Annotated in this window: 22 protein-coding genes; 16 read left to right on the top strand and 6 right to left on the bottom strand. The window is 66.1% G+C overall.

The window, feature by feature from the left end; translation table 11 throughout:
• Window positions 1–84 precede the first annotated feature (84 nt).
• Window positions 85–885, bottom strand: a complete 801-nt coding sequence (locus G3N97_RS19755) for an IclR family transcriptional regulator (protein WP_205994726.1) — start codon at window positions 883–885, stop codon at window positions 85–87.
• Window positions 886–1109: 224 nt separating this feature from the next.
• On the opposite strand from G3N97_RS19755, the gene G3N97_RS19750 reads away from it, so the two are divergent.
• The 12 genes from G3N97_RS19750 to iscX all read left to right on the top strand — a co-directional run bounded on the left by G3N97_RS19750 (window position 1110) and on the right by iscX (window position 10623).
• Entirely contained in the window at window positions 1110–1832 is a 723-nt protein-coding gene (locus G3N97_RS19750; protein WP_205994725.1) for a (Fe-S)-binding protein, read from the top strand.
• A gap of 66 nt (window positions 1833–1898) precedes the next feature.
• Complete coding sequence (locus G3N97_RS19745) at window positions 1899–3338, top strand: lactate utilization protein B (RefSeq protein WP_205994724.1); 1440 nt, start codon at window positions 1899–1901, stop codon at window positions 3336–3338.
• Window positions 3339–3474: 136 nt separating this feature from the next.
• The gene (locus tag G3N97_RS19740; protein ID WP_205994723.1) at window positions 3475–3711 is read left to right on the top strand and encodes a hypothetical protein; all 237 of its coding nucleotides are present in this window, start codon (window positions 3475–3477) and stop codon (window positions 3709–3711) included.
• A 167-nt stretch (window positions 3712–3878) separates the two neighbouring features.
• A complete protein-coding gene (locus G3N97_RS19735; RefSeq protein ID WP_205994722.1) occupies window positions 3879–4361 on the top strand; it encodes a low molecular weight protein-tyrosine-phosphatase in 483 nt (160 codons plus the stop codon).
• Window positions 4362–4516: 155 nt separating this feature from the next.
• Window positions 4517–5050, top strand: a complete 534-nt coding sequence (gene iscR, locus G3N97_RS19730; protein ID WP_065060269.1) for a Fe-S cluster assembly transcriptional regulator IscR — start codon at window positions 4517–4519, stop codon at window positions 5048–5050.
• Window positions 5051–5117: 67 nt separating this feature from the next.
• Complete coding sequence (locus tag G3N97_RS19725) at window positions 5118–6341, top strand: IscS subfamily cysteine desulfurase (protein WP_065060268.1); 1224 nt, start codon at window positions 5118–5120, stop codon at window positions 6339–6341.
• An 85-nt stretch (window positions 6342–6426) separates the two neighbouring features.
• The gene (gene iscU / locus G3N97_RS19720; protein ID WP_065060267.1) at window positions 6427–6831 is read left to right on the top strand and encodes a Fe-S cluster assembly scaffold IscU; all 405 of its coding nucleotides are present in this window, start codon (window positions 6427–6429) and stop codon (window positions 6829–6831) included.
• Window positions 6832–7002: 171 nt separating this feature from the next.
• The gene (gene iscA, locus G3N97_RS19715; RefSeq protein WP_065060266.1) at window positions 7003–7326 is read left to right on the top strand and encodes an iron-sulfur cluster assembly protein IscA; all 324 of its coding nucleotides are present in this window, start codon (window positions 7003–7005) and stop codon (window positions 7324–7326) included.
• Window positions 7327–7401: 75 nt separating this feature from the next.
• Window positions 7402–7938 carry a Fe-S protein assembly co-chaperone HscB gene (gene hscB / locus G3N97_RS19710; protein WP_065060265.1) on the top strand — a complete coding sequence of 179 codons (537 nt, stop codon included), beginning with the start codon at window positions 7402–7404 and terminating at the stop codon, window positions 7936–7938.
• A 93-nt stretch (window positions 7939–8031) separates the two neighbouring features.
• Window positions 8032–9903 (top strand): Fe-S protein assembly chaperone HscA, encoded by a 1872-nt coding sequence (gene hscA, locus G3N97_RS19705; RefSeq protein WP_205994721.1) that lies wholly within the window; start codon window positions 8032–8034, stop codon window positions 9901–9903.
• 155 nt (window positions 9904–10058) lie between these two features.
• Window positions 10059–10400 carry an ISC system 2Fe-2S type ferredoxin gene (gene fdx / locus G3N97_RS19700; protein ID WP_065060263.1) on the top strand — a complete coding sequence of 114 codons (342 nt, stop codon included), beginning with the start codon at window positions 10059–10061 and terminating at the stop codon, window positions 10398–10400.
• 25 nt (window positions 10401–10425) lie between these two features.
• The gene (iscX, locus tag G3N97_RS19695; RefSeq protein WP_065060262.1) at window positions 10426–10623 is read left to right on the top strand and encodes a Fe-S cluster assembly protein IscX; all 198 of its coding nucleotides are present in this window, start codon (window positions 10426–10428) and stop codon (window positions 10621–10623) included.
• A 122-nt stretch (window positions 10624–10745) separates the two neighbouring features.
• On the opposite strand, the gene G3N97_RS19690 is transcribed toward iscX, so the two are convergent.
• From G3N97_RS19690 to G3N97_RS19670, 5 genes are all read right to left on the bottom strand, one after another.
• Entirely contained in the window at window positions 10746–11498 is a 753-nt protein-coding gene (locus tag G3N97_RS19690) for a glycine zipper 2TM domain-containing protein (protein WP_205994720.1), read from the bottom strand.
• Window positions 11499–11847: 349 nt separating this feature from the next.
• Entirely contained in the window at window positions 11848–13383 is a 1536-nt protein-coding gene (gene lysS / locus G3N97_RS19685) for a lysine--tRNA ligase (RefSeq protein WP_205994719.1), read from the bottom strand.
• Window positions 13384–13486: 103 nt separating this feature from the next.
• Window positions 13487–14591 (bottom strand): peptide chain release factor 2 gene (gene prfB / locus G3N97_RS19680; RefSeq protein ID WP_110328271.1). Its coding sequence is split into 2 segments (ribosomal slippage): window positions 13487–14509 and window positions 14511–14591, totalling 1104 coding nucleotides; the frame shifts between segments, so codons are not numbered across the junction.
• A gap of 97 nt (window positions 14592–14688) precedes the next feature.
• Window positions 14689–16395, bottom strand: coding sequence for a single-stranded-DNA-specific exonuclease RecJ (recJ, locus tag G3N97_RS19675; RefSeq protein WP_205994718.1), 1707 nt, complete (start codon window positions 16393–16395; stop codon window positions 14689–14691).
• A 17-nt stretch (window positions 16396–16412) separates the two neighbouring features.
• On the bottom strand, window positions 16413–17540 hold the full coding sequence (locus G3N97_RS19670; protein WP_205994717.1) for a regulator: 1128 nt from the start codon (window positions 17538–17540) through the stop codon (window positions 16413–16415).
• A 373-nt stretch (window positions 17541–17913) separates the two neighbouring features.
• On the opposite strand from G3N97_RS19670, the gene G3N97_RS19665 reads away from it, so the two are divergent.
• The 4 genes from G3N97_RS19665 to G3N97_RS19650 all read left to right on the top strand — a co-directional run.
• Window positions 17914–19167 (top strand): lipoprotein-releasing ABC transporter permease subunit, encoded by a 1254-nt coding sequence (locus G3N97_RS19665; protein WP_205994716.1) that lies wholly within the window; start codon window positions 17914–17916, stop codon window positions 19165–19167.
• The gene (gene lolD, locus G3N97_RS19660) at window positions 19160–19903 is read left to right on the top strand and encodes a lipoprotein-releasing ABC transporter ATP-binding protein LolD (RefSeq protein WP_205994715.1); all 744 of its coding nucleotides are present in this window, start codon (window positions 19160–19162) and stop codon (window positions 19901–19903) included. The genes G3N97_RS19665 and lolD overlap by 8 nt, the downstream gene beginning before the upstream one ends.
• A gap of 133 nt (window positions 19904–20036) precedes the next feature.
• On the top strand, window positions 20037–20825 hold the full coding sequence (locus tag G3N97_RS19655) for a TatD family hydrolase (RefSeq protein WP_205994714.1): 789 nt from the start codon (window positions 20037–20039) through the stop codon (window positions 20823–20825).
• Between the two features lie 67 nt (window positions 20826–20892).
• Window positions 20893–22522: ComEC/Rec2 family competence protein (locus tag G3N97_RS19650; RefSeq protein ID WP_205994713.1), on the top strand; the 1630-nt coding region annotated here is incomplete at its 3' end.

Raw genomic sequence — 22522 nt, 5'->3', positions numbered from 1 at the left:
GCGCGCTGAAACTTGCGGGCGAAAAAAAGCGGAGGTCGTGCCTCCGCTTCGTGTGATGCGACGCCGCGCGTCGGTGTGCCGGTTTCAGACTGTCTGCACGTGTCCGTCTACCGGTTCCGGGTGATAACCCAGCGACTCCGAAATCGTCAGCGCGGTCTTGCTCAATTGACCGAGCCACGAGTCCTGCAGGCGATCCGCGGGCGCGGAAAGCGAGAGGCCCGCCACGAGTTTGCCGGTGTCGTCATAAATACCCGCGGCAATGCAGCGAACGCCCAGCTCGAGCTCTTCGTTGTCGCGCGCGCACGATTGCTGGCGCACGTGCGTGAGCTCGCGTTCGAGGCGGCTGAGATCCGTAATGCTGTTGCGCGTATGACCCGACAGGCCGGTGCGTGTCGCATAAGCGCGCACGCGGGTGGCTTCGTCGGCAGCGAGAAAAAGCTTGCCCACCGAAGTGAGGTGCAGCGGCGCGCGGCCGCCAATGGCGCGCACGACCTGCATGCCCGAGCGCTCCGAATACGCGCGCTCGATATAGACGATTTCGTCGCCCTGGCGTACGGAGAGGTTGACCGTTTGCCCGGTGAGGCGGTGCAGTTCGCGCATCGGCGAAAGCGCTGCGTCACGCACCGAAAGGCGCGCCTTCACGAGGTTGCCGAGTTCGAGCAGACGCATGCCCAGCCGGTACGTGCCGGGGTCGGAGCGGTCCACCAGACGGCAGCTCACCATATCGTTGAGGATTCGGTGGGCAGTCGAGGGGTGCAGCTCGGTGCGTTGCGCCAGCTCTTTCAGGCTGACGGGGTCGGTGTGCGCGGCAAGTGCGTCTAGGAGCCGCATCATGCGCTCGATCACCTGAATCGAGGTCTTCGGATCCGGATTCGTGTCGCTCATGGGTGCAATTTCGTTTGACGCGTGAAGCGGAAAATTCATTGTATCTCGTATTGTGAAAAAAGTAAGCGCCTGGCGAGCCCTGCTGCTGCACCGCCGCAGTGCCGGATCAAGCGCGCAGCGGCTATCTTTTGAGCGTCGCTGCGAGGAGGGAACCCGGGCAGCCCCGCGTTGGTGGCGGGCGCGAAACATCGGATAATCGGGGACGGTTTTTAGGAGGAGTCCCCATGCGAGTCGGTTTGTTCGTCACCTGCCTCATCGACACGATGCGTCCCGAGATCGGTTTTTCGACGATCAAACTGCTCGAATCGGCGGGCTACGAAGTCGTCGTGCCGCCCGCGCAAACCTGTTGCGGTCAGCCGGCCTACAACTCCGGCGAACGCGCGCTCGCGCGCGATCTGGCCGAAAAGACGCTGCGCGAATTCGAACAGTTCGACTACGTCGTCGTGCCGTCGGGCTCGTGCGGCGGCATGATCCGCGCGCATTACGGCGACCTGTTCCGCGACGACCCCGAACTGATGTCGCGCTACGGCAAGCTGCGCGAGCGCGTGTACGAACTGACCGACTTTCTGGTCAACGTGGCGAAGGTCGCGTTGCCCGAAGGCGAGTTTCGCGGCCCGGTGACGTATCACGATTCGTGCTCGGGGCTGCGCGAGTTGGGCGTGAAGGCGCAGCCGCGTGCGTTGCTTGCGCAACGAGGCGTCGAAGTCCACGAGATGAAGGACTGCGAGCATTGCTGCGGCTTTGGCGGCACGTTCGCGGTCAAGTACGGTGCGATTTCCACCGCGATCGTCGACGAGAAATGCATGAACGTGCAGGCGAGCGGCGCGGGCGCGGTGGTGCTCGGCGACCTCGGCTGCATGCTGAACATCGAAGGGCGCCTGCGCCGCACCGGTGACGCGCACACACGCGTGCTGCATATCGCGCAGGTGCTGGCCGGCGACGTCTGACGCGTCGCTCTGCCGCACGCTGCCCCATCCGCACGTTCACGCCACCCAATCGCCCGACACTACGCCATGCAAGTCCAATCGATGCAGTTCAAGGCGCGCGCCGGCCAGAAGCTCGCCGACCAGCGCCTGCAACAGAACCTGAAGAAACTCTCGACCAAGTTCGTCACGGCGCGCGCGGAGGCCATCACGGCCATCGACTTCGCGGCCACGCGCGCCGCGTTGAAAGAGCGCCGCAATCGCGCGCTGGAGAATCTCGACGTCTGGATCGAGCAGTTCGAGGCTGAGGCCACGCGGCGCGGCGTCACGGTCCTGTTTGCGGAGACCGCGCGCGACGCGGCGCAACTGGTGGCCGACATCGCTCGCAAGCACGAGGTGCGCAAGGTCATCAAGACGAAGTCGATGGTCTCGGAGGAGATGCAGCTCAACACCGTGCTCGCGCAGATGGGCGTGCAGTCCATCGAGACGGATCTTGGCGAGTACATCCTCCAGATCAACAACAACGAGCCGCCGAGCCACATCATTGCGCCCGTCGTCCACAAGGACAAGGACGAGATCGCCGACCTGTTCGCGCAGACGCATCACACAGCGCGTCTGACGGAAATTCCCGATATGACGCGTGAGGCGCGCGAAGTGCTGCGTCCGCATTTTCTGTCGGCGGATATGGGGGTGACGGGCGGCAACTTCCTCGTCGCGGAGACGGGTTCGGTCGTGCTGGTCACGAACGAGGGCAATGAGGGCATGTGCACGGTCATGCCGCGCGTGCACGTGGCGGTCACCGGCATCGAAAAGGTGCTGCCCACGCTCGAGGATCTCGCCACCGCCATGCGCCTGCTGCCGCGTTCGGCGACGGGGCAGGCGACCTCGAACTATTTCTCGATGCTCACCGGCCCACGCGGTCCCGGCGACCAGGATGGGCCGGAGCATATGTATGTGGTGCTCGTCGACGGCGGCCGCACCGGGCTGATCGGCGGCGAATTCCAGGAAATGCTGCGTTGTATACGATGCGGCGCGTGCATGAACCACTGCCCCGTCTATCAGAAGGTCGGTGGCCACGCGTACGGCTGGGTCTATCCGGGGCCGATGGGATCGGTGCTCACGCCCAGCTACGTCGGCATTGAAAAAGCGCTGGATCTGCCGCAGGCCGCCACGCTATGCGGCGAGTGCAACAGCGTGTGTCCGGTCGGCATTCCGCTTTCGGACCTGCTGCGCAAGCTGCGCGAGAAGCAGACCGAACGCAAGCTGCGGCCGTGGAGCGAGCGTGCCGCGCTGGCCGTGTGGGGCTGGTTCGCCCTGCATCCCACCGCGTACGGACTCGTGACGAAACTCGGTGTGCGCATACTGGAGCGTATGGGGCGACGGGGGCAGGCGATCCGCAAGCTGCCGTTCGCGCGCGGCTGGACCGAGGGGCGCGACATGCCGACGCCGGTCGGTCGCACGTTCCGCGAACTGTACGCGGCGCGCCAGACGCATCTGGACGCCAACGTAACGCGGCCTCGTCAACCGTAAATCCGCCACTGTTTAACCTGCGGCAACAGTGTGTTCGTCTTTGCCGGGTTTTTCCTGATTGCGATCGTCTATATCATTTCGACTGGCGATAGTGCGTCTCAAGCACCTCGCCCCACAGTCGAGAGAGAGTCGCATCATGAGAAAGAAAATAGTGGTGTATTGGCCGCTGGCACTGATCGTGCCGCTCGCGGCGATTGCATGGGTACATGCCTTGAATACCGCCGAGCAGCAACTGCCGCTCGCCGCCGATCAGGTGAGCGCCGAGCTGGCGCGCGCCGTGTCGTATGGCCTCGTCGGCGATGGCGGCGACGTGAAGGCGCCGGTCAAGGCCATGCGTGGCGCGAGCCCGCTGCCGCAAGCCAGCACGATCTGAGCGCGCGTCGCGCCGAAGGCGTGCCAGCGCGCATTTGCCGCACTTTGTATAATTGCGGATTCGGCTGGCGCCGGTCCGGTTCGAGTCCGGTTTGAATCCGATAGCACGGGCTTCCTGGCGGATTCGGCTGACCCGGTCACGCCACGCCCAGCCCGCACACCGACACGATGAACAAGGTTTCCGTCTGTTTCGTTTGCCTCGGCAACATCTGCCGCTCGCCCACGGCTGAAGCGGTGATGCTGCGCATGGTCGACGAGGCGGGCCTGAATGGCCGCGTGGTGGTCGATTCCGCGGGCACGGGCAACTGGCACATCGGCGAGGCGCCCGACGAGCGCGCCCAGCGCGCGGGCAAGCAGCGCGGCTACGATCTCGCGCCGCTGCGCGCGCGCCAGATCGAGCGGGACGATTTTGCGGCGTTCGATCTGATCGTCGCGATGGACGACGCCAACGTGACCGCGCTGCATCAGGTCGCGCCGGCCGGCGAGCGCGACAAGATCCGCTTGCTGATGGAATTCGCGCCGAACGCGAAGGATCGTGTGGTGACCGACCCTTATTTTGGCGGCGCGGCGGGCTTCGAGTCGGTGCTCGACCAGTGCGAGGCCGCCTGCGCGGGTTTGCTGGCGGCGCTGCGTCCGCAACTGCTGGATTGAAGTGAACGGTGCGGCGCACGCATTGGCAAAAAGTGCGCCGTTTTACCTTTTCGTCATACGCCTAATAACCCGAATGGCGGCACGGATACTTGACTAAACTAGTCATGTATTTATACTTGACGAAAATTGTCGAGAATTGCGGTTCCCCTACCATCATGAGACTCACCACGAAAGGCCGTTTCGCCGTCACGGCGATGATCGACCTGGCCCTGCGCCAGGAGCAGGGCCCGGTGACGCTTGCGGGTATCAGCCAGCGCCAGCACATTTCGCTGTCGTACCTCGAACAGCTGTTCGGCAAGCTCCGCCGCCATGAAATCGTCGAATCGGTCCGCGGGCCGGGCGGCGGGTACAACCTCGCGCGTCGCGCGGAGGACGTCACGGTCGCGGACATCATCATCGCCGTGGACGAGCCGCTCGATGCCACCCAGTGCGGCGGCAAGGGCGCGTGCGAGGGTACCAAGCAGCACGACGGCCACTGCATGACGCACGAACTCTGGTCCACGCTGAACCAGAAGATGGTCGAGTACCTCGATTCCGTGTCGCTCAAGGATCTGGTGGACAAGCAGCGCGCCCGCGAAGGCGCCGCGCCCACGGTCCTGCGCGACCGCCGCGCGGAAGCCCCCGCGGTCGAGCCGGTGAGGGCCGTGCCGCTAGGGCCGAACTCGATTTTCAACATGGCCGGTTCGTGAGCTTGATCCGAGCCGCCAGGACGCACTACACAGTACAGCGCAGCACAAAGATTCCCCGGAGCGATAGATGAATAACGATATTCCCCACCTGCCCATTTACATGGACTACAGCGCGACGACGCCGGTCGACCCGCGTGTGGTGGACAAGATGATTCCGTACCTGCGCGAGCAGTTCGGCAATCCGGCTTCGCGCAGCCACGCCTACGGCTGGGACGCGGAGCGTGCGGTCGAGGAAGCGCGCGAGCAGGTTGCCGCGCTCGTCAACGCCGACCCGCGCGAAATCATCTGGACCTCCGGCGCGACCGAATCCGACAACCTCGCGATCAAGGGTGCCGCCCACTTCTACAAGAGCAAGGGCAAGCACATCATCACGGTGAAGACCGAGCACAAGGCCGTGCTCGACACCTGCCGCGAACTCGAGCGCGAAGGCTATGAAGTCACGTATCTGCCGGTGCTGGAAAACGGCCTGATCGATCTCGAAGCGTTCAAGGCGGCGATCCGCCCGGACACGATCCTCGTTTCCGTGATGCACGTGAACAACGAGATCGGCGTGATCCAGGACATCGAGACGATCGGCGAAATCTGCCGCGAAAAGGGCATCGTGTTCCACGTCGACGCCGCGCAATCGACGGGCAAGGCGCCCATCGACCTGCAAAAGCTCAAGGTCGACCTGATGTCGTTCTCGGCGCACAAGACCTACGGCCCGAAGGGCATCGGCGCGCTGTACGTGCGTCGCAAGCCGCGCGTGCGTATCGAAGCGCAGATGCACGGCGGCGGTCACGAGCGCGGCATGCGCTCGGGCACGCTGGCCACGCACCAGATCGTCGGCATGGGCGAAGCGTTCCGCATCGCGCGTGAAGAGATGGCCACGGAAAACGAGCGCGTGCGCATGCTGCGCGACCGTCTGCTCAAGGGCCTCTCGGAAATCGAAGAAACCTACGTGAACGGCGACATGGAGCAGCGCGTCCCGCACAACCTGAACATCAGCTTCAACTTCGTCGAAGGCGAGTCGCTGATCATGGCGGTGAAGGACGTGGCGGTGTCGTCGGGTTCGGCGTGCACGTCGGCTTCGCTGGAGCCGTCGTACGTGCTGCGCGCGCTCGGCCGCAACGACGAACTGGCCCACAGCTCGATCCGTTTCACGGTGGGCCGCTTCACGACGGAGCAGGACGTCGACTACGTGATCAACCTGCTGAAGACGAAGATCGCCAAGCTGCGCGAACTGTCGCCGCTGTGGGAAATGCACAAGGACGGCATCGATCTGTCGACCATCCAGTGGGCAGCGCACTAAGTTTCACGCGACGCAAAGCGAATATCGACCCGGCCGCAGCGCACACGAACATGCCGCGCGGCCAACGAATTGAAGGAGTGTGATCATGGCATATAGCGACAAGGTTCTGGACCACTACGAAAACCCGCGTAACGTCGGTTCGTTCTCGAAGGACGACGACACGGTCGGCACGGGCATGGTCGGCGCGCCGGCTTGCGGCGACGTGATGAAGCTGCAGATCCGCGTGGGCGCGGACGGCGTGATCGAAGACGCGAAGTTCAAGACCTACGGCTGCGGCTCGGCAATCGCCTCGAGCTCGCTCGTCACGGAATGGGTCAAGGGCAAGACGCTCGACGAAGCGCTCTCGATCAAGAACACGCAGATCGCCGAAGAACTGGCGCTGCCGCCGGTGAAGATCCACTGCTCGATCCTCGCGGAAGACGCGATCAAGGCAGCGGTCGCCGACTACCGCACGCGTCACACGACCGAAGCGAAGGCCGACGCCGTTTAAGGCGCGCGGCAGGTCGCGCGGCGAGATGCAACGCGGCGCGGGCAGAACGGCGGCAAACCTTCGGGTGCGCCGCCGCGGGATTAACGATTTTGGATGCAGGCAGGTTGCGTCGCAACGTGGTGAAGCAGGCACGAGCCTGAGGCACGCGGGGCGGGGCGCGGCGAAAACGCTATGGCTATTACGTTGACGGAAAAAGCGGCACAGCACGTGCAGAAGTACCTGACCCGGCGCGGCAAGGGCGTGGGCCTGCGCCTCGGCGTGCGCACGACGGGGTGCTCGGGACTGGCGTACAAGCTCGAGTATGTCGACGACCTGGCGCCCGAGGACAACGTGTTCGAGAGCTTCGGCGTGAAGGTGATCGTCGATCCGAAGAGCCTGTCCTATATCGACGGCACGCAGCTCGATTTCGTGCGCGAAGGCCTCAACGAGGGCTTCAAGTTCAACAACCCGAACGTGAAGGACGAGTGCGGTTGCGGCGAGTCCTTCCGCGTTTGAGCCCGTGTGTTGCGGTGAAAAGGCGGCCTGTGCCGCCTTTTTGATTTTGATGGCCCCACAAGAACGCTTTATCCGATGACCTCGCTTTCATCGCTTTCCGATAGCCACTTCGTGCTGTTCGGCCTGCCCGAGCAGTTCGCGATCGACGCCGATTCGCTCGACCACGCTTATCGCACCGTGCAGGCGCAGGTTCACCCGGACCGCTTCGCTGCGGCCGGCGACGCGCAAAAACGCGTGGCGATGCAATGGGCCACGCGCGCGAACGAGGCGTATCAGACGCTGCGCGATCCGCTCAAGCGCGCCAAATACCTGTTGCATCTGCGCGGCGTCGACGTCGGCGCCGAGGACAATACGGCCATGGAGCCGGCGTTCCTGATGCAGCAGATGGAATGGCGCGAAGCGATCGAGGACGCCGTGCATGCGAAGAACGTCGATGCGCTCGACGCGCTGTCCGGCGAATTGCGCGACGACGAGCGCGCGCGCCTCGCCAAGCTCGCGGCGCTGATCGACAGCGGCTCGAACCAGCCGGCGGCGGAAGCGGTGCGCCAGCTCATGTTCATCGAGCGCGTCGCGGCCGAGATCGAGACGCAGATCGAACGGCTGGAAGGCTGAGACCGTTGCCGGGCGCTGCGCGCCCGGCCGCACGGAAAAAAGCGTAGAACATAGGACAGGGCTGCCCGTGGCGGCCCGCAACAGATCACACAGATGGCATTACTGCAAATCTCCGAACCCGGCATGGCGCCGGCGCCGCACCAGCGGCGACTCGCCGTCGGCATCGACCTCGGCACGACGAACTCGCTCGTCGCCGCCGTGCGCAGCGGCGTGCCCGACGTGCTGCCCGACGCGGACGGCCACGTGCTGCTGCCCTCCGTCGTGCGCTATCTGGCCAACGGCGGCCGCCGCATCGGCCGCACGGCGAAGGCCGAAGCGGCCAGCGATCCGCGCAACACGATCGTGTCGGTCAAGCGCTTCATGGGCCGCGGCAAGGCCGACGTCGAAGGCGCGGCGAACGCGCCCTATGTGTTCGTCGACGCGCCCGGCATGGTGCAGATCGAGACCGTGGACGGCGTGAAGAGCCCGGTGGAAGTGTCGGCGGAAATTCTCGCGACGCTGCGTCAGCGCGCCGAAGACACGCTCGGCGACGACCTCGTCGGCGCGGTCATCACGGTGCCCGCGTACTTCGACGAAGCGCAGCGCCAGGCGACCAAGGACGCCGCGCGTCTCGCGGGCCTGAACGTGCTGCGCCTGCTGAACGAACCGACCGCGGCCGCGATCGCCTACGGTCTCGACAACGGCGCCGAAGGCCTCTACGCGGTCTACGACCTCGGCGGCGGCACCTTCGATCTGTCGATCCTGAAGCTCACCAAGGGCGTGTTCGAAGTGCTGGCGGCGGGCGGCGATTCGGCGCTCGGCGGCGACGATTTCGACCACGTCGTGTTCGATTACGTGCTGGAACAAAGCGGCATCGAGCGCGCGGCGCTCGCGCCCGAAGACGTGCGTCTGCTGCTCGACCACGCGCGCGACGCGAAGGAAGCGCTCTCGTCGGCGCCGGAAGCGCGCATCGACGTGACGCTGTCGAACGGCAAGACGCTCGCGGTCGTCATCGACGAAGCGCGTTTCGAGGCGCTCACGCAGACGCTCGTGCAGCGCACGCTCACGCCCACGAAGAAGGCGCTGCGCGATGCGAAGGTCGGCGCGAAGGATGTGAAGGGCGTGGTGCTGGTCGGCGGCGCGACGCGCATGCCGGTGATCCGCCGCGCGGTGGAACAGTATTTCGGCCAGGCGCCGCTCACCAATCTCGATCCCGACCAGGTCGTCGCGCTCGGCGCGGCGGTTCAGGCCGATCTGCTGGCGGGCAACCGTGGCGGCGACGACGACTGGCTGCTGCTCGACGTGATCCCGCTCTCGCTGGGCGTGGAAACGATGGGCGGTCTCGTCGAGAAGATCATCCCGCGCAACTCGACCATTCCGGTCGCGCGCGCGCAGGACTTCACGACCTTCAAGGACGGCCAGACCGCGATGGCGATCCACGTGGTGCAGGGCGAGCGCGAGCTCGTGGCCGACTGCCGTTCGCTCGCGCGCTTCGAGCTGCGCGGCATTCCGCCGATGGCGGCGGGCGCGGCGCGCATTCGCGTGACCTATCAGGTGGACGCGGACGGGCTGCTGTCGGTGTTCGCGCGCGAGCAGCTCTCGGGCGTGGAGGCGTCGGTGGTGGTCAAGCCGTCGTACGGCCTCGAAGACAACGACATCGCCAAGATGCTCGAAGAGAGCTTCAAGACCGCCGACATCGACATGCGCGCGCGTGCGCTGCGTGAAGCGCAGGTCGAGGCGCAACGCGTGATCGAAGCGACGCAATCGGCGCTGGCCGCCGACGGCGAACTGCTCGACGCCGACGAGCGCGCCGCGCTCGACACGCTCATCGCCGCGCTTGCGCAGATCGTCCAGAGCGACGACACCGACGCGATCGAAACCGCCACCAAGGCGCTGGCCGAAGGCACCGACGAATTCGCCGCGCGCCGCATGGACAAGGGCATCAAGCGCGCGCTGGCGGGCAAGCGGCTCGACGAAATCGGCTAAGTAGCGAACGCAGAGAAAACGTCCCGTGCGCGCATCGCGCGCCGGGTGCGTGCTTTCCCGATGTGGCGAAGCGCGCGAGGTCAGTAGAATGGGCGATGCCGCCGCCGTCAGGCGGGGCGCGCCCGAATTGAAAGTTATTGGATACGGAAATCACAATGCCTCAAATCGTGGTGCTGCCCCATGTCGAACTGTGCCCCGAGGGCGCGGTCATCGACGCCAAGCCGGGTGAAAGCGTGTGCGACGCGCTGCTGGAACACGGCATCGAAATCGAACACGCCTGCGAGAAGTCGTGCGCGTGCACGACCTGTCACGTGATCGTGCGCGAAGGTTTCAACGCGCTCGAACCGTCGGAAGAAGCCGAAGACGACCTGCTCGACAAGGCCTGGGGTCTGGAGCCCACTTCGCGACTGTCGTGCCAGGCGCTCGTGCCGGCGGAAGACGACCTGGTGATCGAGATCCCGCGTTACTCGATCAACCACGCCAAGGAAAACCACTGATCCACCCGAAGAGGAGCGCACAGCCATGAAATGGACCGATACGCAGGACATCGCAATGGCCTTGACGGACACGCATCCCGAAGTCGATCCGCAGTATGTGCGCTTTACCGATCTGCATCGCTGGATCACGGAACTCGAAGGTTTCGACGACGATCCGCAAAGCTCGAATGAGCGGATCCTCGAAGCGATCCAGGCGGCGTGGATTGAAGACGCCGATTACTGATCGCTCCGGTCGATGAAGGCTCCGCGCTGCGGCGCGGTCTGAATAAAAAAGGCGATTCGCTGTGATGGCGAATCGCCTTTTTGTTTGCCTGTGTTTGCAGACGCGGCTGGGTTCAGACGACCTCAGGCCGCTTCGAGCGCCCCGCGTTCGATCCGCACGCGTTGGCCTTGCTGGAACGGCGGCGCTTCGTGATAGGTGAAGTAGCGCATCTTGCCGCTATCCATGCGCACGCGCACCGAATAGGCCGTCGTGCTGCGGATATGCTTTTCGACCGAGTTGCCCGCGAGACCGCCGCCTAGCGCGCCGAGCAGCGTCATTGCGGTGCGGCCGCCGCCGCGGCCGAACTGATTGCCGACGACGCCACCCGCCACCGCGCCGCCCACCGCGCCGATACCGGTGCCGTGACCTTCCTGCTTGACCGCCGAAATCGCTTCGACGACGCCGCACGAGGCGCAGGCCGCCGGTTGCGGCGGCGCTTCCTGCGCGGCTTGTTGCGGTTGTTGCGCGTACTGCGGCGCGGGCGCGGCCGGTTGCGTCGGCTGAGCCGCCGCCGGAGCGGGTTGCGGCTCGGCGGGCGCGGTGTTTTGCGCACCGTTTTGCGCATATTGCGCGCCGGTCGCGGGCCGCGTGGAATCCTGCGTGGCGGTCGGCGTTGCCATCAGCGTGGTCTGGCCGGTCTGCGACTGGGCGTTCTGTTCGGACGTGCTGGAGGCCTTGGGAAATACGCCAGTGATCGCCGCCGTGGCCGCGAGGCTCGCGACGATCACCGCACCCGCCGCAGTCGCGACGAGCGGATGCAGACGGCGTTTGCTGGACGTGTCGGGCGTAGTGGTGGGCGTAGAGGTGGTCGTGGTTTTCGGATCGAGTTCGTTCATGACAGGCTCCGTCTTTTGCAGAGTTGGCTCAAAAGCTTGGGTCAAAACCAGTGTGAGCCAAAGCCGTGGCACGGGCGTTTCATTTTGTAACCCATCCTGCGAGCGCGACGAACCGGTAACGCATCGATGAAATCCCGATCGCCGCACGGCTTGGCCCGGCGCGGTTTTCCGTCCTGCCGCAATCCGCATGCCCATTTGGCACGCGGAAATCGCGCAAAACCAAGCGGCAGCTTTTACCGATAGTTACAAACACCCGACGCGCACGCCACGCGGCCACCCAAAAAAAACGGGGCGCATGCGGCGTGAACCGCATGCGCCCCGTTTGGCGCATCTGTCTAGCAGGCGTCGCTTAGTCTTCGCGGCGCAGGTGCGGGAACAGCAGCACGTCGCGGATGCTCGGGCTATCGGTGAGCAGCATCACCAGACGGTCGATGCCGATGCCGCAGCCGCCCGTCGGGGGCATGCCGTACTCGAGCGCGCGGATGTAGTCGGCGTCGTAGAACATCGCTTCTTCGTCGCCGGCGTCCTTCTGCTCGACCTGCTTCTTGAAGCGCGCGGCCTGGTCTTCCGGATCGTTCAGCTCCGAGAAGCCGTTGGCGATTTCGCGGCCCGTGATGAACAGCTCGAAACGCTCGGTGATGCCCGGCGTCGTGTCCGAGGCGCGCGCGAGCGGCGAGACTTCGACCGGGTAGTCGATGATGTAGGTCGGTTCCCACAGTTGCGACTCGGCCGTTTCCTCGAACAGCGCGAGTTGCAGCGCGCCCACGCCCGCGTTCAGGAACTGCGGCTGGTTCGCGTCGACGCCGAACTTCTTCAGTTCCGTGCGCAGGAACGCGGCATCGGCGAGCTGTTCGGTCGTGTATTGCGGCGCGTACTTCTGGATCGCCTGCACGATCGTCAGACGATGGAACGGCTTCGACAGATCCAGTTCGCGGCCCTGATACGTGAGCACGGCGGTGCCCGACGCGTCGATCGCGGCCTGGCGGATCAACTGTTCGGTGAAGTCCATCAGCCACGTGTAGTCGGTGTACGCGGCGTAGAACTCCATCATCGTGAATTCCGGATTGTGACGCGGCGAAACGCCTTCGTTACGGAAATTCCGGTTGATTTCGAACACGCGCTCGAAGCCGCCGACGATCAGGCGCTTCAGATACAGCTCGGGCGCGATGCGCATGTACATCTGCATGTCGAGCGCGTTGTGGTGCGTGACGAAGGGCTTGGCCGCCGCGCCGCCCGGGATCGGGTGCAGCATCGGCGTTTCGACTTCCATGAAGTTCGAACCGGCCATGAACTGACGCACCGACGAGATCGCCTTGGCGCGCGCCACGAACGTCTCGCGCGATTCCGGCGTGACGATCAGGTCGACGTAGCGCTGGCGGTAGCGCATTTCCTGGTCCGACAGACCGTGGAACTTGTCCGGCAGCGGACGCAGCGACTTCGAGAGCAGACGCAGCTCGGTCACGCGCACCGAGAGTTCGCCCTTGTTGGTGCGGAACAGCACGCCCTTCGCGGCGACGATATCACCGAGGTCCCACTTCTTGAACGCGTCGTAGGTCGTCTCGCCCACGTCGGCGGGCGTGATGAAGAACTGGATCTGGCCCGAGCCGTCGCGCACCGTGGCGAAGCTTGCCTTGCCCATCACGCGTTTGAGCATCATGCGGCCGGCGATCGCGACTTCGAGCGGATTCGCTTCGAGCGCTTCCTTGTCGGTGTCGGCGTAGTCGCGCTGCAGGTCGGCGGCGTGGTGAGTCGGGCGGAAGTCGTTGGGATAGGCGACGCCCGCTTCGCGCAGCGTGCGCAGCTTCTCGCGGCGCTCGGCGATGATCTGGTTGTCGTCCAGGTCGGGCGCTGCGGCGGCCGTATTCGGCTGGGTCGGTTCGGTCATGATGGCTCGGGGTTCGGGAAATTCGGTTCCGCCGCGCGCGCCACGCGTCTCGAAAGACGCGGGCGGCGGCACGGCGGGAGAGGGCGGCGGACGCTGGCGCCGCTTACACGCCCTGTTTCAGGCTTGCGCTGATGAACGCGTCGAGATCGCCGTCGAGCACGGCTTTGGTGTTGCTGATTTCGACGTTCGTGCGCAGATCCTTGATGCGGCTGTTGTCGAGCACGTAGGAGCGGATCTGGTGACCCCAGCCCACGTCCGACTTGCCCGCTTCGAGCTTGTCCTGCTCCGACTGGCGCTTGCGCATTTCGGCTTCGTACAGGCGCGATTTGAGCATGGCCATGGCTTCGGCGCGGTTGCGGTGCTGCGAGCGGTCGTTCTGGCACTGCACGACGATGCCCGACGGGATGTGCGTGATACGCACGGCGGAGTCGGTCTTGTTGATGTGCTGACCGCCCGCGCCCGAAGCGCGATACGTGTCGATGCGCAGGTCGGCCGGATTGACGTCGATCTCGAACGATTCGTCGATTTCCGGATACACGAACACCGACGAGAACGACGTGTGACGGCCGCCCGACGAGTCGAACGGCGACTTGCGCACGAGGCGGTGAATGCCGGTTTCGGTGCGCAGGAAGCCGTAGGCGTACTCGCCTTCGACCTTGATGGTCGCGCTCTTGATGCCGGCCACGTCGCCTTCGGACTCTTCGAGCACTTCGGTCTTGAAGCCTTTGCGCTCGCAGTAGCGCACGTACTGGCGCAGCAGCATCGACGCCCAGTCGCAGGCTTCCGTGCCGCCCGCGCCCGCCTGGATGTCGATAAAGGCGTTGTTCGGGTCGGCCGGGTTCGCGAACATGCGTCGGAACTCGACGTCGGCGATACGCTTTTCGATTTCAGCGGCGTCGCTTTCGCAGGCCACGAGCGTGTCCTCGTCGCCTTCCTCGCGTGCCATCTCGAAGAGGTCTTGCGCGTCGCGCGCGTCGTTCTCGATACCGTCGAGCACATGCACGACGCCTTCGAGCAGTTTCTTTTCCTTGCCGAGACCCTGTGCGTGCTTGGAGTCATTCCAGACGTTGGGGTCTTCGAGTTCGCTATTGACTTCGACGAGCCGTCGGGCTTTTACGTCGTAGTCAAAGATACCCCCGGAGCTCGCCCGCGCGTGCGCGCAGGTCCGCCAAGAGGGCTTCGATCGCGTTGAGACGTTCCGCTTCCATTTGTGTCGTGATCCGGCGTGTAAAACACGCAATTATAGCCGATTGGCCATGCATCAAGGGCGCGGCGACCCCATGCGTGGCCTCTCGTCCACGCCGGTCAGAGCGCCGCGTGCTCCACCACCAGTTGCACGCGCGAAACGCCGTTCCACGTGTCGCGCACGAGGCGATAGGCGACGGTCGTGTGCTGCGGCAGCGGCTCGGTGTGGTTGAACCAGATCGCGTTGAAGCGCTGGCGGCCGCGCAGCAGTTGCAGCTTCAGGTGCTTGTCCTTCACGAGCGCCTGCGACGCCACCTCGAATTCGCCCGCGAACACGGGCGCCGGGAAGCCCTGGCCCCACACGGCGGCGTCGATCATCTCGACGAAATCGGGCGTGAAATAGGCGTCTTCGAGATCGCCGTCGGTTTCCACGGTGCGCGCGAGCGCCTCGGCGGTCAGCCATTCACGGCCCACGCGCTCGAAGGCGGCGGCGAAGCGCGGCACGTCGGCGGCCGCGATCGTCAGGCCTGCGGCCATCGCGTGGCCGCCGAACTTGTGGATCAGGCCCGGCTCGCGCTTGGAAATCAGGTCGACGGCGTCGCGCAGATGGAAACCGGGGATCGAACGGCCCGAGCCCTTGACGAGCGCGCCGTCGTCGTCGGCGAGCGCGAAGGTGAAGGACGGGCGGTGGAACTTCTCCTTGAGCCGTCCTGCGACGATGCCGATCACGCCCTGGTGCCAGCCTTCGTTGAACAGCGTGAGCGTGGCGCCGTCCTGCGGATCGATGTCGGCGAGATCGGCGAGCGCCTGCTGCTGCATGCCGGCCTCGATCTCGCGGCGCTCGCGGTTCATCGCGTCGAGCTGCTGGGCGAGATCCCAGGCGCGGCCCACGTCGTCGGTGGTCAGGCACTCGATGCCGAGCGACATGTCGGAGAGGCGGCCCGCCGCGTTCAGGCGCGGCCCGAGCGCGAAACCCATGTCGAAGCCCGAGGCGCTTTTCGCGTCGCGGCCCGAGGCGCGGAACAGGGCGGCGATGCCCGGCTGCATGCGGCCGTTGCGGATGCGTTGCAGACCCTGCGCGACCAGCACGCGGTTGTTGCCGTCGAGCTTGACGACGTCGGCGACCGTGCCGAGCGCGACCAGATCGAGCAGGCCGTCCAGTCGCGGCTCGGGCTTGCCGTCGGCGAACGCGCCGCGGCGGCGCAGTTCGGCGCGCATCGCGAGCAGCGTGTAGAACATCACGCCGACGCCCGCGATGCACTTGCTCGGAAACTCGCAACCCGGCTGATTCGGATTGACGATCGCGCGCGCGGCCGGCAGCACGTCGCCGGGCAGATGGTGGTCGGTCACGAGCACGTCGATGCCGAGCGTGTTCGCGGCTTCCACGCCTTCCACGCTGGCGATGCCGTTATCGACGGTGATCAGCAGGTCGGGCGGTCCGCCCTTGCGCTGCGCAGCGAGCGCGACGATCTCGGGCGTGAGGCCGTAGCCGTACTCGAAGCGATTCGGCACCAGATAGTCGATCTGCGCGCCGAACATGCGCAGTCCGCGCACGGCCACCGCGCAGGCGGTCGCGCCGTCGCAGTCGTAGTCGGCGACCACCAGCATGCGGCGCTTCTGTTCGAGCGCGTCGGCGAGCAGCGCGGCGGCCTCGTCGAGGCCTTTCATGCCGGCGGGCGGAATCAGGCGGCCGAGGCCGGTTTCGATGTCGTCGGGCTGGCTGACGCCGCGCGACGCGTAGAGGCGCGCGAGCACCGGGTGCAGGCCGTGACGGATCAGCACTTCGGTGTCGGCGGGAGAGCAGGCGCGGGTGACGATTCGGGTCATGCGGACGACTTCGGAAATTATTCGATGAAGAGCGACGCGAACTCGCGGCGTCGCCAGAATTTGCGCAGGTCGCCACGCGTGAGCGCGAGCGTGACCGAGCCGGTGTCGCCGCAGAGCGTGACGTCGAGCTGGTTCAGCTCGCCGGCCTGCAGCGCGTCGAGCGCGGGCGCGAACCAGTCGCGTTCGATCTGCTCGAAGGCCGCGTTCCAGCGGCCCCAGTCCTGCTGGATATACGCCGCCGAGAACGGATCGAGCTCGACCAGCGTGATGCCGCTCGCGGCGGCATCGAGCGTGGTTTTCAGCGTGGCGAAATCGGCCGGCGCCCTGGCCAGCGCCGCGCCCGACGCCATGGCGAGGCCGCGCGTGGCGGCGGCATCGGACTGCACGCGCGCAAACGGCTTGCGCACCGGGCGCAGCGCGCCTTGCGCGTGGAACCAGATCGAGTTGACGGCGGGCAGGCCGCGCGCCTCGCGCGCTTCGTTGACGGGATGCTCGAACCAGGCCATCTGCACCTCGTTCTGCACCTTCATCCACGCGCGCGAACGCTGGCCCGAATGGGCCTCGTGCGGCAGCCAGATTTCGATATTGCGGCCGCTCGCGCGCAGCGGCGACGCGCCCGCGAGCGTGCCGAACTGGTCGCTCGACAGATACCAGCGTTGCGGCGTGGGCGCTTCGACGCGCACGCCGAGTTCTTCGATCAGCGGGCGGGCGATGGCGTACAGCGTGGCGGCGTCGGCGTCGGTGAGTTCGAGCGAGGCGGGATCGATCAGCACCAGGTGATCGTGCGCGATGCGCACGTGCACGGGCTGGATGCAGGCCCACGTGGCGTCGCCGGGCGTGCCGCCGTCGGCGAGCAGCATCCAGGGCGCGAGCGGCGCTTCGTCGTCGGCGCTGGCGCCATTGGCGTTGGCGTTCGTGTTCGCAGCGCTGTCGCCGAGCGCGCCGAACTGACGCGCGACCCAGCGCTCATGCGGCAGCGTGCGCTGGAAATCTTCCCCGATCACCTGCTCGCCGAGCGACGCGCGCGCGACCAGCTTCGAGAGCGCGGGAAACTGCAGGCCGGCGAGGGCGGTCGGTGCGACAGCCGCGGACGGCAGCGCGAAAGGCACGAGGAGATGGAGGCGGTCGGCAGGCATGGTGCGCATTGTACTTCGGCGCTCGCGGCTGCTGGGCGCGTCGGGCGGCGCATTCAGCGCGGCCGGTGCACGGCTTTGGCGTGCCGTGCCATACGAATCAGTGACTTACCGACGATCTGCGTGACCGACGGGCACCTGCGCGCCGAATCCGCATCCAAGGAACAGGGGCGCAGATGGGGCGGGCACAGGCGGCCCGAGACGGCGCAAAGTCCGTGAGACCCCCGTAGTGTGGCAAACTTCGCGCTTGGTCGCGGACATGTTCCGGCACGGAAATCGGGCGGCGCACGCAGCGATGGTCCCGCATCGACGTGATCGCAACGTAAGTTCGCGACGCAACCCGCGCGCCCATGCCCGCGCAACGAAGACGCTTTAAAGGATTCGCTTGAAACTTCCCTACGAATGGCAGATAGGCTGGCGCTACACCCGCGCCGGCAAGCGCACGACCGGCAATGGCTTCATCTCGTTCATCGCGCTGATCTCGATGTCGGGCATCGCGCTCGGCGTCGCGGCGCTGATCGTCGTGCTCTCCGTGATGAACGGCTTCCAGCGCGACGTGCGCGACCGCATGCTCTCGGTGCTCGCGCACGTCGAAATCTTCTCGCCCACCGGTTCGATGCCCGACTGGCAGCTGACCGCGAAAGAGGCCAAGACCAATCCCGAGGTGATCGGCGCGGCGCCCTACGTGGACGCCCAGGCGCTGCTTACGCGCGGTGACAGCGTGAACGGCGTGGCGCTGCGCGGCGTCGAGCCCTCGGAAGAGCCGCAGGTCTCGGACATCGGCAAGGAAATGAAGATCGGCACCATGAACGATCTGACGCCGGGCAGCTTCAACATCGTGCTCGGCTCCGATCTGGCCGTGAATCTCGGCGTGACGAAGGGCGACAAGGTCACGCTCGTCGCGCCCGAAGGCACGATTACGCCGGCGGGCATGCTGCCGCGTCTGAAGCAGTTCACTGTGGTGGGCGTGTTCGAATCGGGGCATTACGAGTACGACAGCACGCTCGCGCTCGTGAACATCCGCGACGCCGAAGTGCTCTACCGCCTGCCCGCGCCCAGCGGCGTGCGCCTGCGCCTGAAGGACATGCAGCGCGCGCCCGCCGTCGCGCGGCAGCTCGTGCACACGCTCTCGGGCGATCTTTATATTCGCGACTGGACGCAGCAGAACAAGACGTGGTTCTCGGCCGTGCAGATCGAGAAGCGCATGATGTTCATCATCCTCACGCTGATCATCGCGGTGGCGGCGTTCAATCTGGTGTCGTCGCTGGTGATGACGGTGACCAACAAGCAGGCCGATATCGCCATTCTGCGCACGCTCGGCGCGCAGCCTGGCTCGATCATGAAGATCTTCGTGGTGCAGGGCGTGACGATCGGCTTCGTGGGGACGGCCATCGGCGTCGCGCTCGGCTGCCTGATCGCGTGGAGCATTCCATGGCTCGTGCCGATGATCGAGCATCTGCTCGGCGTGCAGTTCCTGCCGCCCTCGGTCTATTTCATCAGTGAACTGCCTTCGGAACTCGTCGCCGGCGACGTGATCCGCATCGGTTTGATTGCGTTCGTGCTGTCCGCGCTGGCGACGCTTTATCCCAGCTGGCGCGCGGCCAAGGTTCGACCGGCGGAGGCGCTGCGCTATGAATGATCGTCAAGCGAAAAACAACATCATGAGCGGCGTGGCAAGCGACTATCCGTATGTGATCGAGGCGCACGGCATTTCGAAGGTGTTCGGCCAGGGCGCGCTCTCGGTGCAGGTGCTGCACGACACCGAAATCTCCGTGAAGCGCGGCGAAAAGCTCGCGATCGTGGGCGCGTCGGGTTCGGGCAAGAGCACGCTGCTGCACGTGCTCGGCGGTCTCGACGAACCGGGCACCGGCAACGTGAAGCTGCTCGGCAAGCCGTTCACCGAACTGTCCGAACGCGACCGCAACGATCTGCGCAACCGCGCGCTCGGTTTCGTCTATCAGTTCCATCATCTGCTGCCGGAATTCTCGGCGCTCGACAATGTGGCGATGCCGCTGCGCATTCGCCGCATGCCGCAAGAGGATGCGCGCCGCGAGGCGATGGCGATTCTCGATCGCGTGGGCCTCGCGCATCGCGCGCGTCATCGTCCGGGCGAACTCTCGGGCGGCGAGCGCCAGCGCGTGGCGATCGCGCGTGCGCTGGTCACGCGGCCCGCGTGCGTGCTCGCGGACGAACCGACCGGCAATCTCGACGGCAGTACCGCGGACACGGTGTTCAACCTGATGCTCGAACTCTCGGACCAGTTCCAGACGAGCTTCGTGATCGTCACACACGATCCCGAACTCGCGGCGCGTTGCGACCGCATCGTGCGTCTGCGCGAAGGCATGCTGCACGAGGAGCCGGTTCTGCCGGTCTAGGCGCAGCAACGGCGTCGCCTTGCGCCACGCCTCGGGCCCGCGAGTTGCGCCGCAGTTCTGCCGCGTGATTCGCGGGCCTTGTTTTTGGGTCTATTTCGATGACGTTCGCCGTTTGCGGCAGGAGCGCGTAACCATGTGGATCGACACGCATTGTCATCTTGATGCCGGCGAATTCGACGCGGACCGCGACGCGGTGGCGTCGGCGGCGCAGGCGTCGGGCGTGGCGCGCATCGTGATTCCGGCAGTGGCGCGCGAGAACTTCGCGACCGTGCGCGCGCTCGCGCGGCGCACGCCGGGCGCGGTCTACGCGCTCGGGATTCATCCGCTCTATACGCCGCAGGCGCGCGACGAGGACATCGACGCACTGCGCGCCGAGATCGAAGCGAGTCTCGACGATCCGAAGTTCGTGGGCATCGGCGAAATCGGTCTTGATTTTTTCGTGCCGGGGCTCGACGCCGAGCGTCAGCAATTTATCTACGACGCGCAGTTGAAGCTTGCGCGCGAATTCGAGCTGCCCGCGATCTGCCATGTGCGCAAGTCGCAGGATCAGGTGCTCAAGGGCTTGCGCCGCAACGGCGTGCGCTGCGGCATCGCGCACGCGTTCAACGGCAGTTTTCAGCAGGCGCAGGCGTTCATCGAGCAGGGCATGCATCTGGGTTTCGGCGGCAATCTGACCTTCGAGCGCGCGTTGCAGATTCGCCGGCTCGCGGAGCAGTTGCCGCTCGATGCCATCGTGATGGAAACCGACGCGCCTGACATCTCGCCGTCCTGGCTCTACAAGCAGCGCAACACGCCGGATCAGGTGCCGCGCATCGGCGCCGTACTCGCGGCCTTGCGGGGCGTGACGCCCGAGGATATCGCCCTTGGCACAACGGCTAACGCGACGGCCGCGCTGCCGCGGCTCGCGCTTTCGTCGGCATAATTTCCGCATGGGTGGCGCGCGAAACGGCAGGGTGTGAGGGCTTGCGCCGCCGTTTCGCGGAGGCGCTATGCGGGCGATGTGGTGCGGTTTCGCGCTGGGCGTGATCGCGCTGCAACAGCAGGCGGCGTTGCCGGGGCGCGGTGCGTGGTGCGGATTGATCGCGTTGATGTTGGGCGCGGCGATCGGCGGCGTGTGGATCGGGCGGTGGGGTGCGCGCGGGCGTATTGCGCGTTGTGCTGTGGGCTGGGCCGCGCTTGTGCTTGCTTCAACGTGTGTCGGGTTCGGTTATGCGGCGTGGCGCGCGGAAATCCGCCTGGCCGAATCGTTGCCCGAAGCTTGGCAGGCGCGCGACGTCGACGTAACCGGGTATATCGCGCGGATGCCTGCCTTCGGTGAAGGCTCGGCGCGCTTTCTCTTCGCGGTGGAATCCTGGCCGGGGCGCGAACTTACGGCGAGCGGTTTGCGTTTCTCGCACTTGTCGCGTCTGCTGCAATTGAACTGGATCGCGCGCGACGCGCCCGTGCCGCCGCTCGTGCCCGGCGCGCGCTGGCGGCTGACGGTGCGGCTCAAACCGGCGCACGGCGAAGGCAATTTCGATCTGCGCGATACAGAGGCGGCCTTGCTCGCGCGCGGCGTGCGCGCGACCGGTTACGTCAGCGACGCCGCGCACGCGCAACGTCTGGATCGCGACGCGCAGGGCATCGGCATTGCCATCGAGCGCAGGCGCGCGGCGGTGCGTGCGCGTATCGGCGAGGTGCTGGCGGACGCGCCGCATCGCGGCATTGTCGTGGCGCTCGCGACCGGCGCACAGGACGACGTCAGCGACGCCGACTGGCAACTGATGCGCAATACCGGCACGAGTCATCTTGTCGCGATCTCGGGGCTGCATCTCGCCTTTGTCGCGGGGCTTGCGGGCTGGCTGTCGGGCGCGCTCTGGCGGCGTGGGCGCTGGCGTGGCATCGAAGCGCCGCTCGTCGTGCCGGCCCAGAAAGTGGCGCTGGCGGGCGCGCTGTGCGCGGGAGCGGCGTATGCCGCGCTGGCCGGATTCAACGTGCCGGTGCAGCGCGCGCTCTGGATGCTTGCGGTGGCGGCGGTGGCGCTGCTGGGTTCGCGCGAGGTGTCGCGCTCGCACGTGCTGGCGTGGGCGCTCGGGCTCGTGCTGCTGCGCGATCCGTGGGCGGTGACCGCGCCGGGCTTCTGGCTGTCGTTCTGCGCCGTCGCTGCGATTCTGTATGCGGCCAGCGGCGTGCCGCGCATGCGCCGCGAAGACGACGCCGAACCCACGCCAGATGAAGTCGATCCGATGCGCGAGAAGGAGCCGCTGGCGGATGAGGTGCCGCGTGGACCCTGGCGAGAACGCTTTGCCCCGCTCGCCGATTGGCAGCGCTGGCGCCGCGCCGCGAGGCGTTTAGCGGCCCGTCTGCATGACGGTGCTCGCGTGCAATGGGCGGTCACGCTGGCGCTTGCGCCGCTCACCGCGTACTGGTTCTTGCAGATTCCGCTGATCGGGCCGCTGGCGAACGCCTTCGCGATTCCCTGGGTCAGCATGCTGGTCACGCCGACCGTGCTGGCGGGCGCGGTCTTGCCCGCGCCGCTCGACGCTTTCGCGCTGCACGCCGCGCATGCATTGCTCGACCGCCTCGCGATGGCGCTCGGCGCGCTCGACGGTCTGCCGTGGGCGCTGCTGCGTCTGCCGC

Origin of the sequence: Paraburkholderia sp. Ac-20347 (assembly GCF_017104805.1) — a bacterium.
GTDB lineage: Bacteria > Pseudomonadota > Gammaproteobacteria > Burkholderiales > Burkholderiaceae > Paraburkholderia > Paraburkholderia tropica.
Note: the sequence above shows the minus strand (reverse complement) of the source record. Positions and strands in the feature narration are given on the sequence as shown.

Excerpts from the sequence above, each read along its gene's own strand:
- G3N97_RS19755 (WP_205994726.1), bottom strand. The coding sequence starts at position 885 with ATGAGCGACACGAATCCGGATCCGAAGACCTCGATTCAGGTGATCGAG.
- G3N97_RS19750 (WP_205994725.1), top strand. The coding sequence starts at position 1,110 with ATGCGAGTCGGTTTGTTCGTCACCTGCCTCATCGACACGATGCGTCCC.
- G3N97_RS19745 (WP_205994724.1), top strand. The coding sequence starts at position 1,899 with ATGCAAGTCCAATCGATGCAGTTCAAGGCGCGCGCCGGCCAGAAGCTC.
- G3N97_RS19740 (WP_205994723.1), top strand. The coding sequence starts at position 3,475 with ATGAGAAAGAAAATAGTGGTGTATTGGCCGCTGGCACTGATCGTGCCG.
- G3N97_RS19735 (WP_205994722.1), top strand. The coding sequence starts at position 3,879 with ATGAACAAGGTTTCCGTCTGTTTCGTTTGCCTCGGCAACATCTGCCGC.
- iscR (WP_065060269.1), top strand. The coding sequence starts at position 4,517 with ATGAGACTCACCACGAAAGGCCGTTTCGCCGTCACGGCGATGATCGAC.
- G3N97_RS19725 (WP_065060268.1), top strand. The coding sequence starts at position 5,118 with ATGAATAACGATATTCCCCACCTGCCCATTTACATGGACTACAGCGCG.
- iscU (WP_065060267.1), top strand. The coding sequence starts at position 6,427 with ATGGCATATAGCGACAAGGTTCTGGACCACTACGAAAACCCGCGTAAC.
- iscA (WP_065060266.1), top strand. The coding sequence starts at position 7,003 with ATGGCTATTACGTTGACGGAAAAAGCGGCACAGCACGTGCAGAAGTAC.
- hscB (WP_065060265.1), top strand. The coding sequence starts at position 7,402 with ATGACCTCGCTTTCATCGCTTTCCGATAGCCACTTCGTGCTGTTCGGC.
- hscA (WP_205994721.1), top strand. The coding sequence starts at position 8,032 with ATGGCATTACTGCAAATCTCCGAACCCGGCATGGCGCCGGCGCCGCAC.
- fdx (WP_065060263.1), top strand. The coding sequence starts at position 10,059 with ATGCCTCAAATCGTGGTGCTGCCCCATGTCGAACTGTGCCCCGAGGGC.
- iscX (WP_065060262.1), top strand. The coding sequence starts at position 10,426 with ATGAAATGGACCGATACGCAGGACATCGCAATGGCCTTGACGGACACG.
- G3N97_RS19690 (WP_205994720.1), bottom strand. The coding sequence starts at position 11,498 with ATGAACGAACTCGATCCGAAAACCACGACCACCTCTACGCCCACCACT.
- lysS (WP_205994719.1), bottom strand. The coding sequence starts at position 13,383 with ATGACCGAACCGACCCAGCCGAATACGGCCGCCGCAGCGCCCGACCTG.
- recJ (WP_205994718.1), bottom strand. The coding sequence starts at position 16,395 with ATGACCCGAATCGTCACCCGCGCCTGCTCTCCCGCCGACACCGAAGTG.
- G3N97_RS19670 (WP_205994717.1), bottom strand. The coding sequence starts at position 17,540 with ATGCGCACCATGCCTGCCGACCGCCTCCATCTCCTCGTGCCTTTCGCG.
- lolD (WP_205994715.1), top strand. The coding sequence starts at position 19,160 with ATGAATGATCGTCAAGCGAAAAACAACATCATGAGCGGCGTGGCAAGC.
- G3N97_RS19655 (WP_205994714.1), top strand. The coding sequence starts at position 20,037 with ATGTGGATCGACACGCATTGTCATCTTGATGCCGGCGAATTCGACGCG.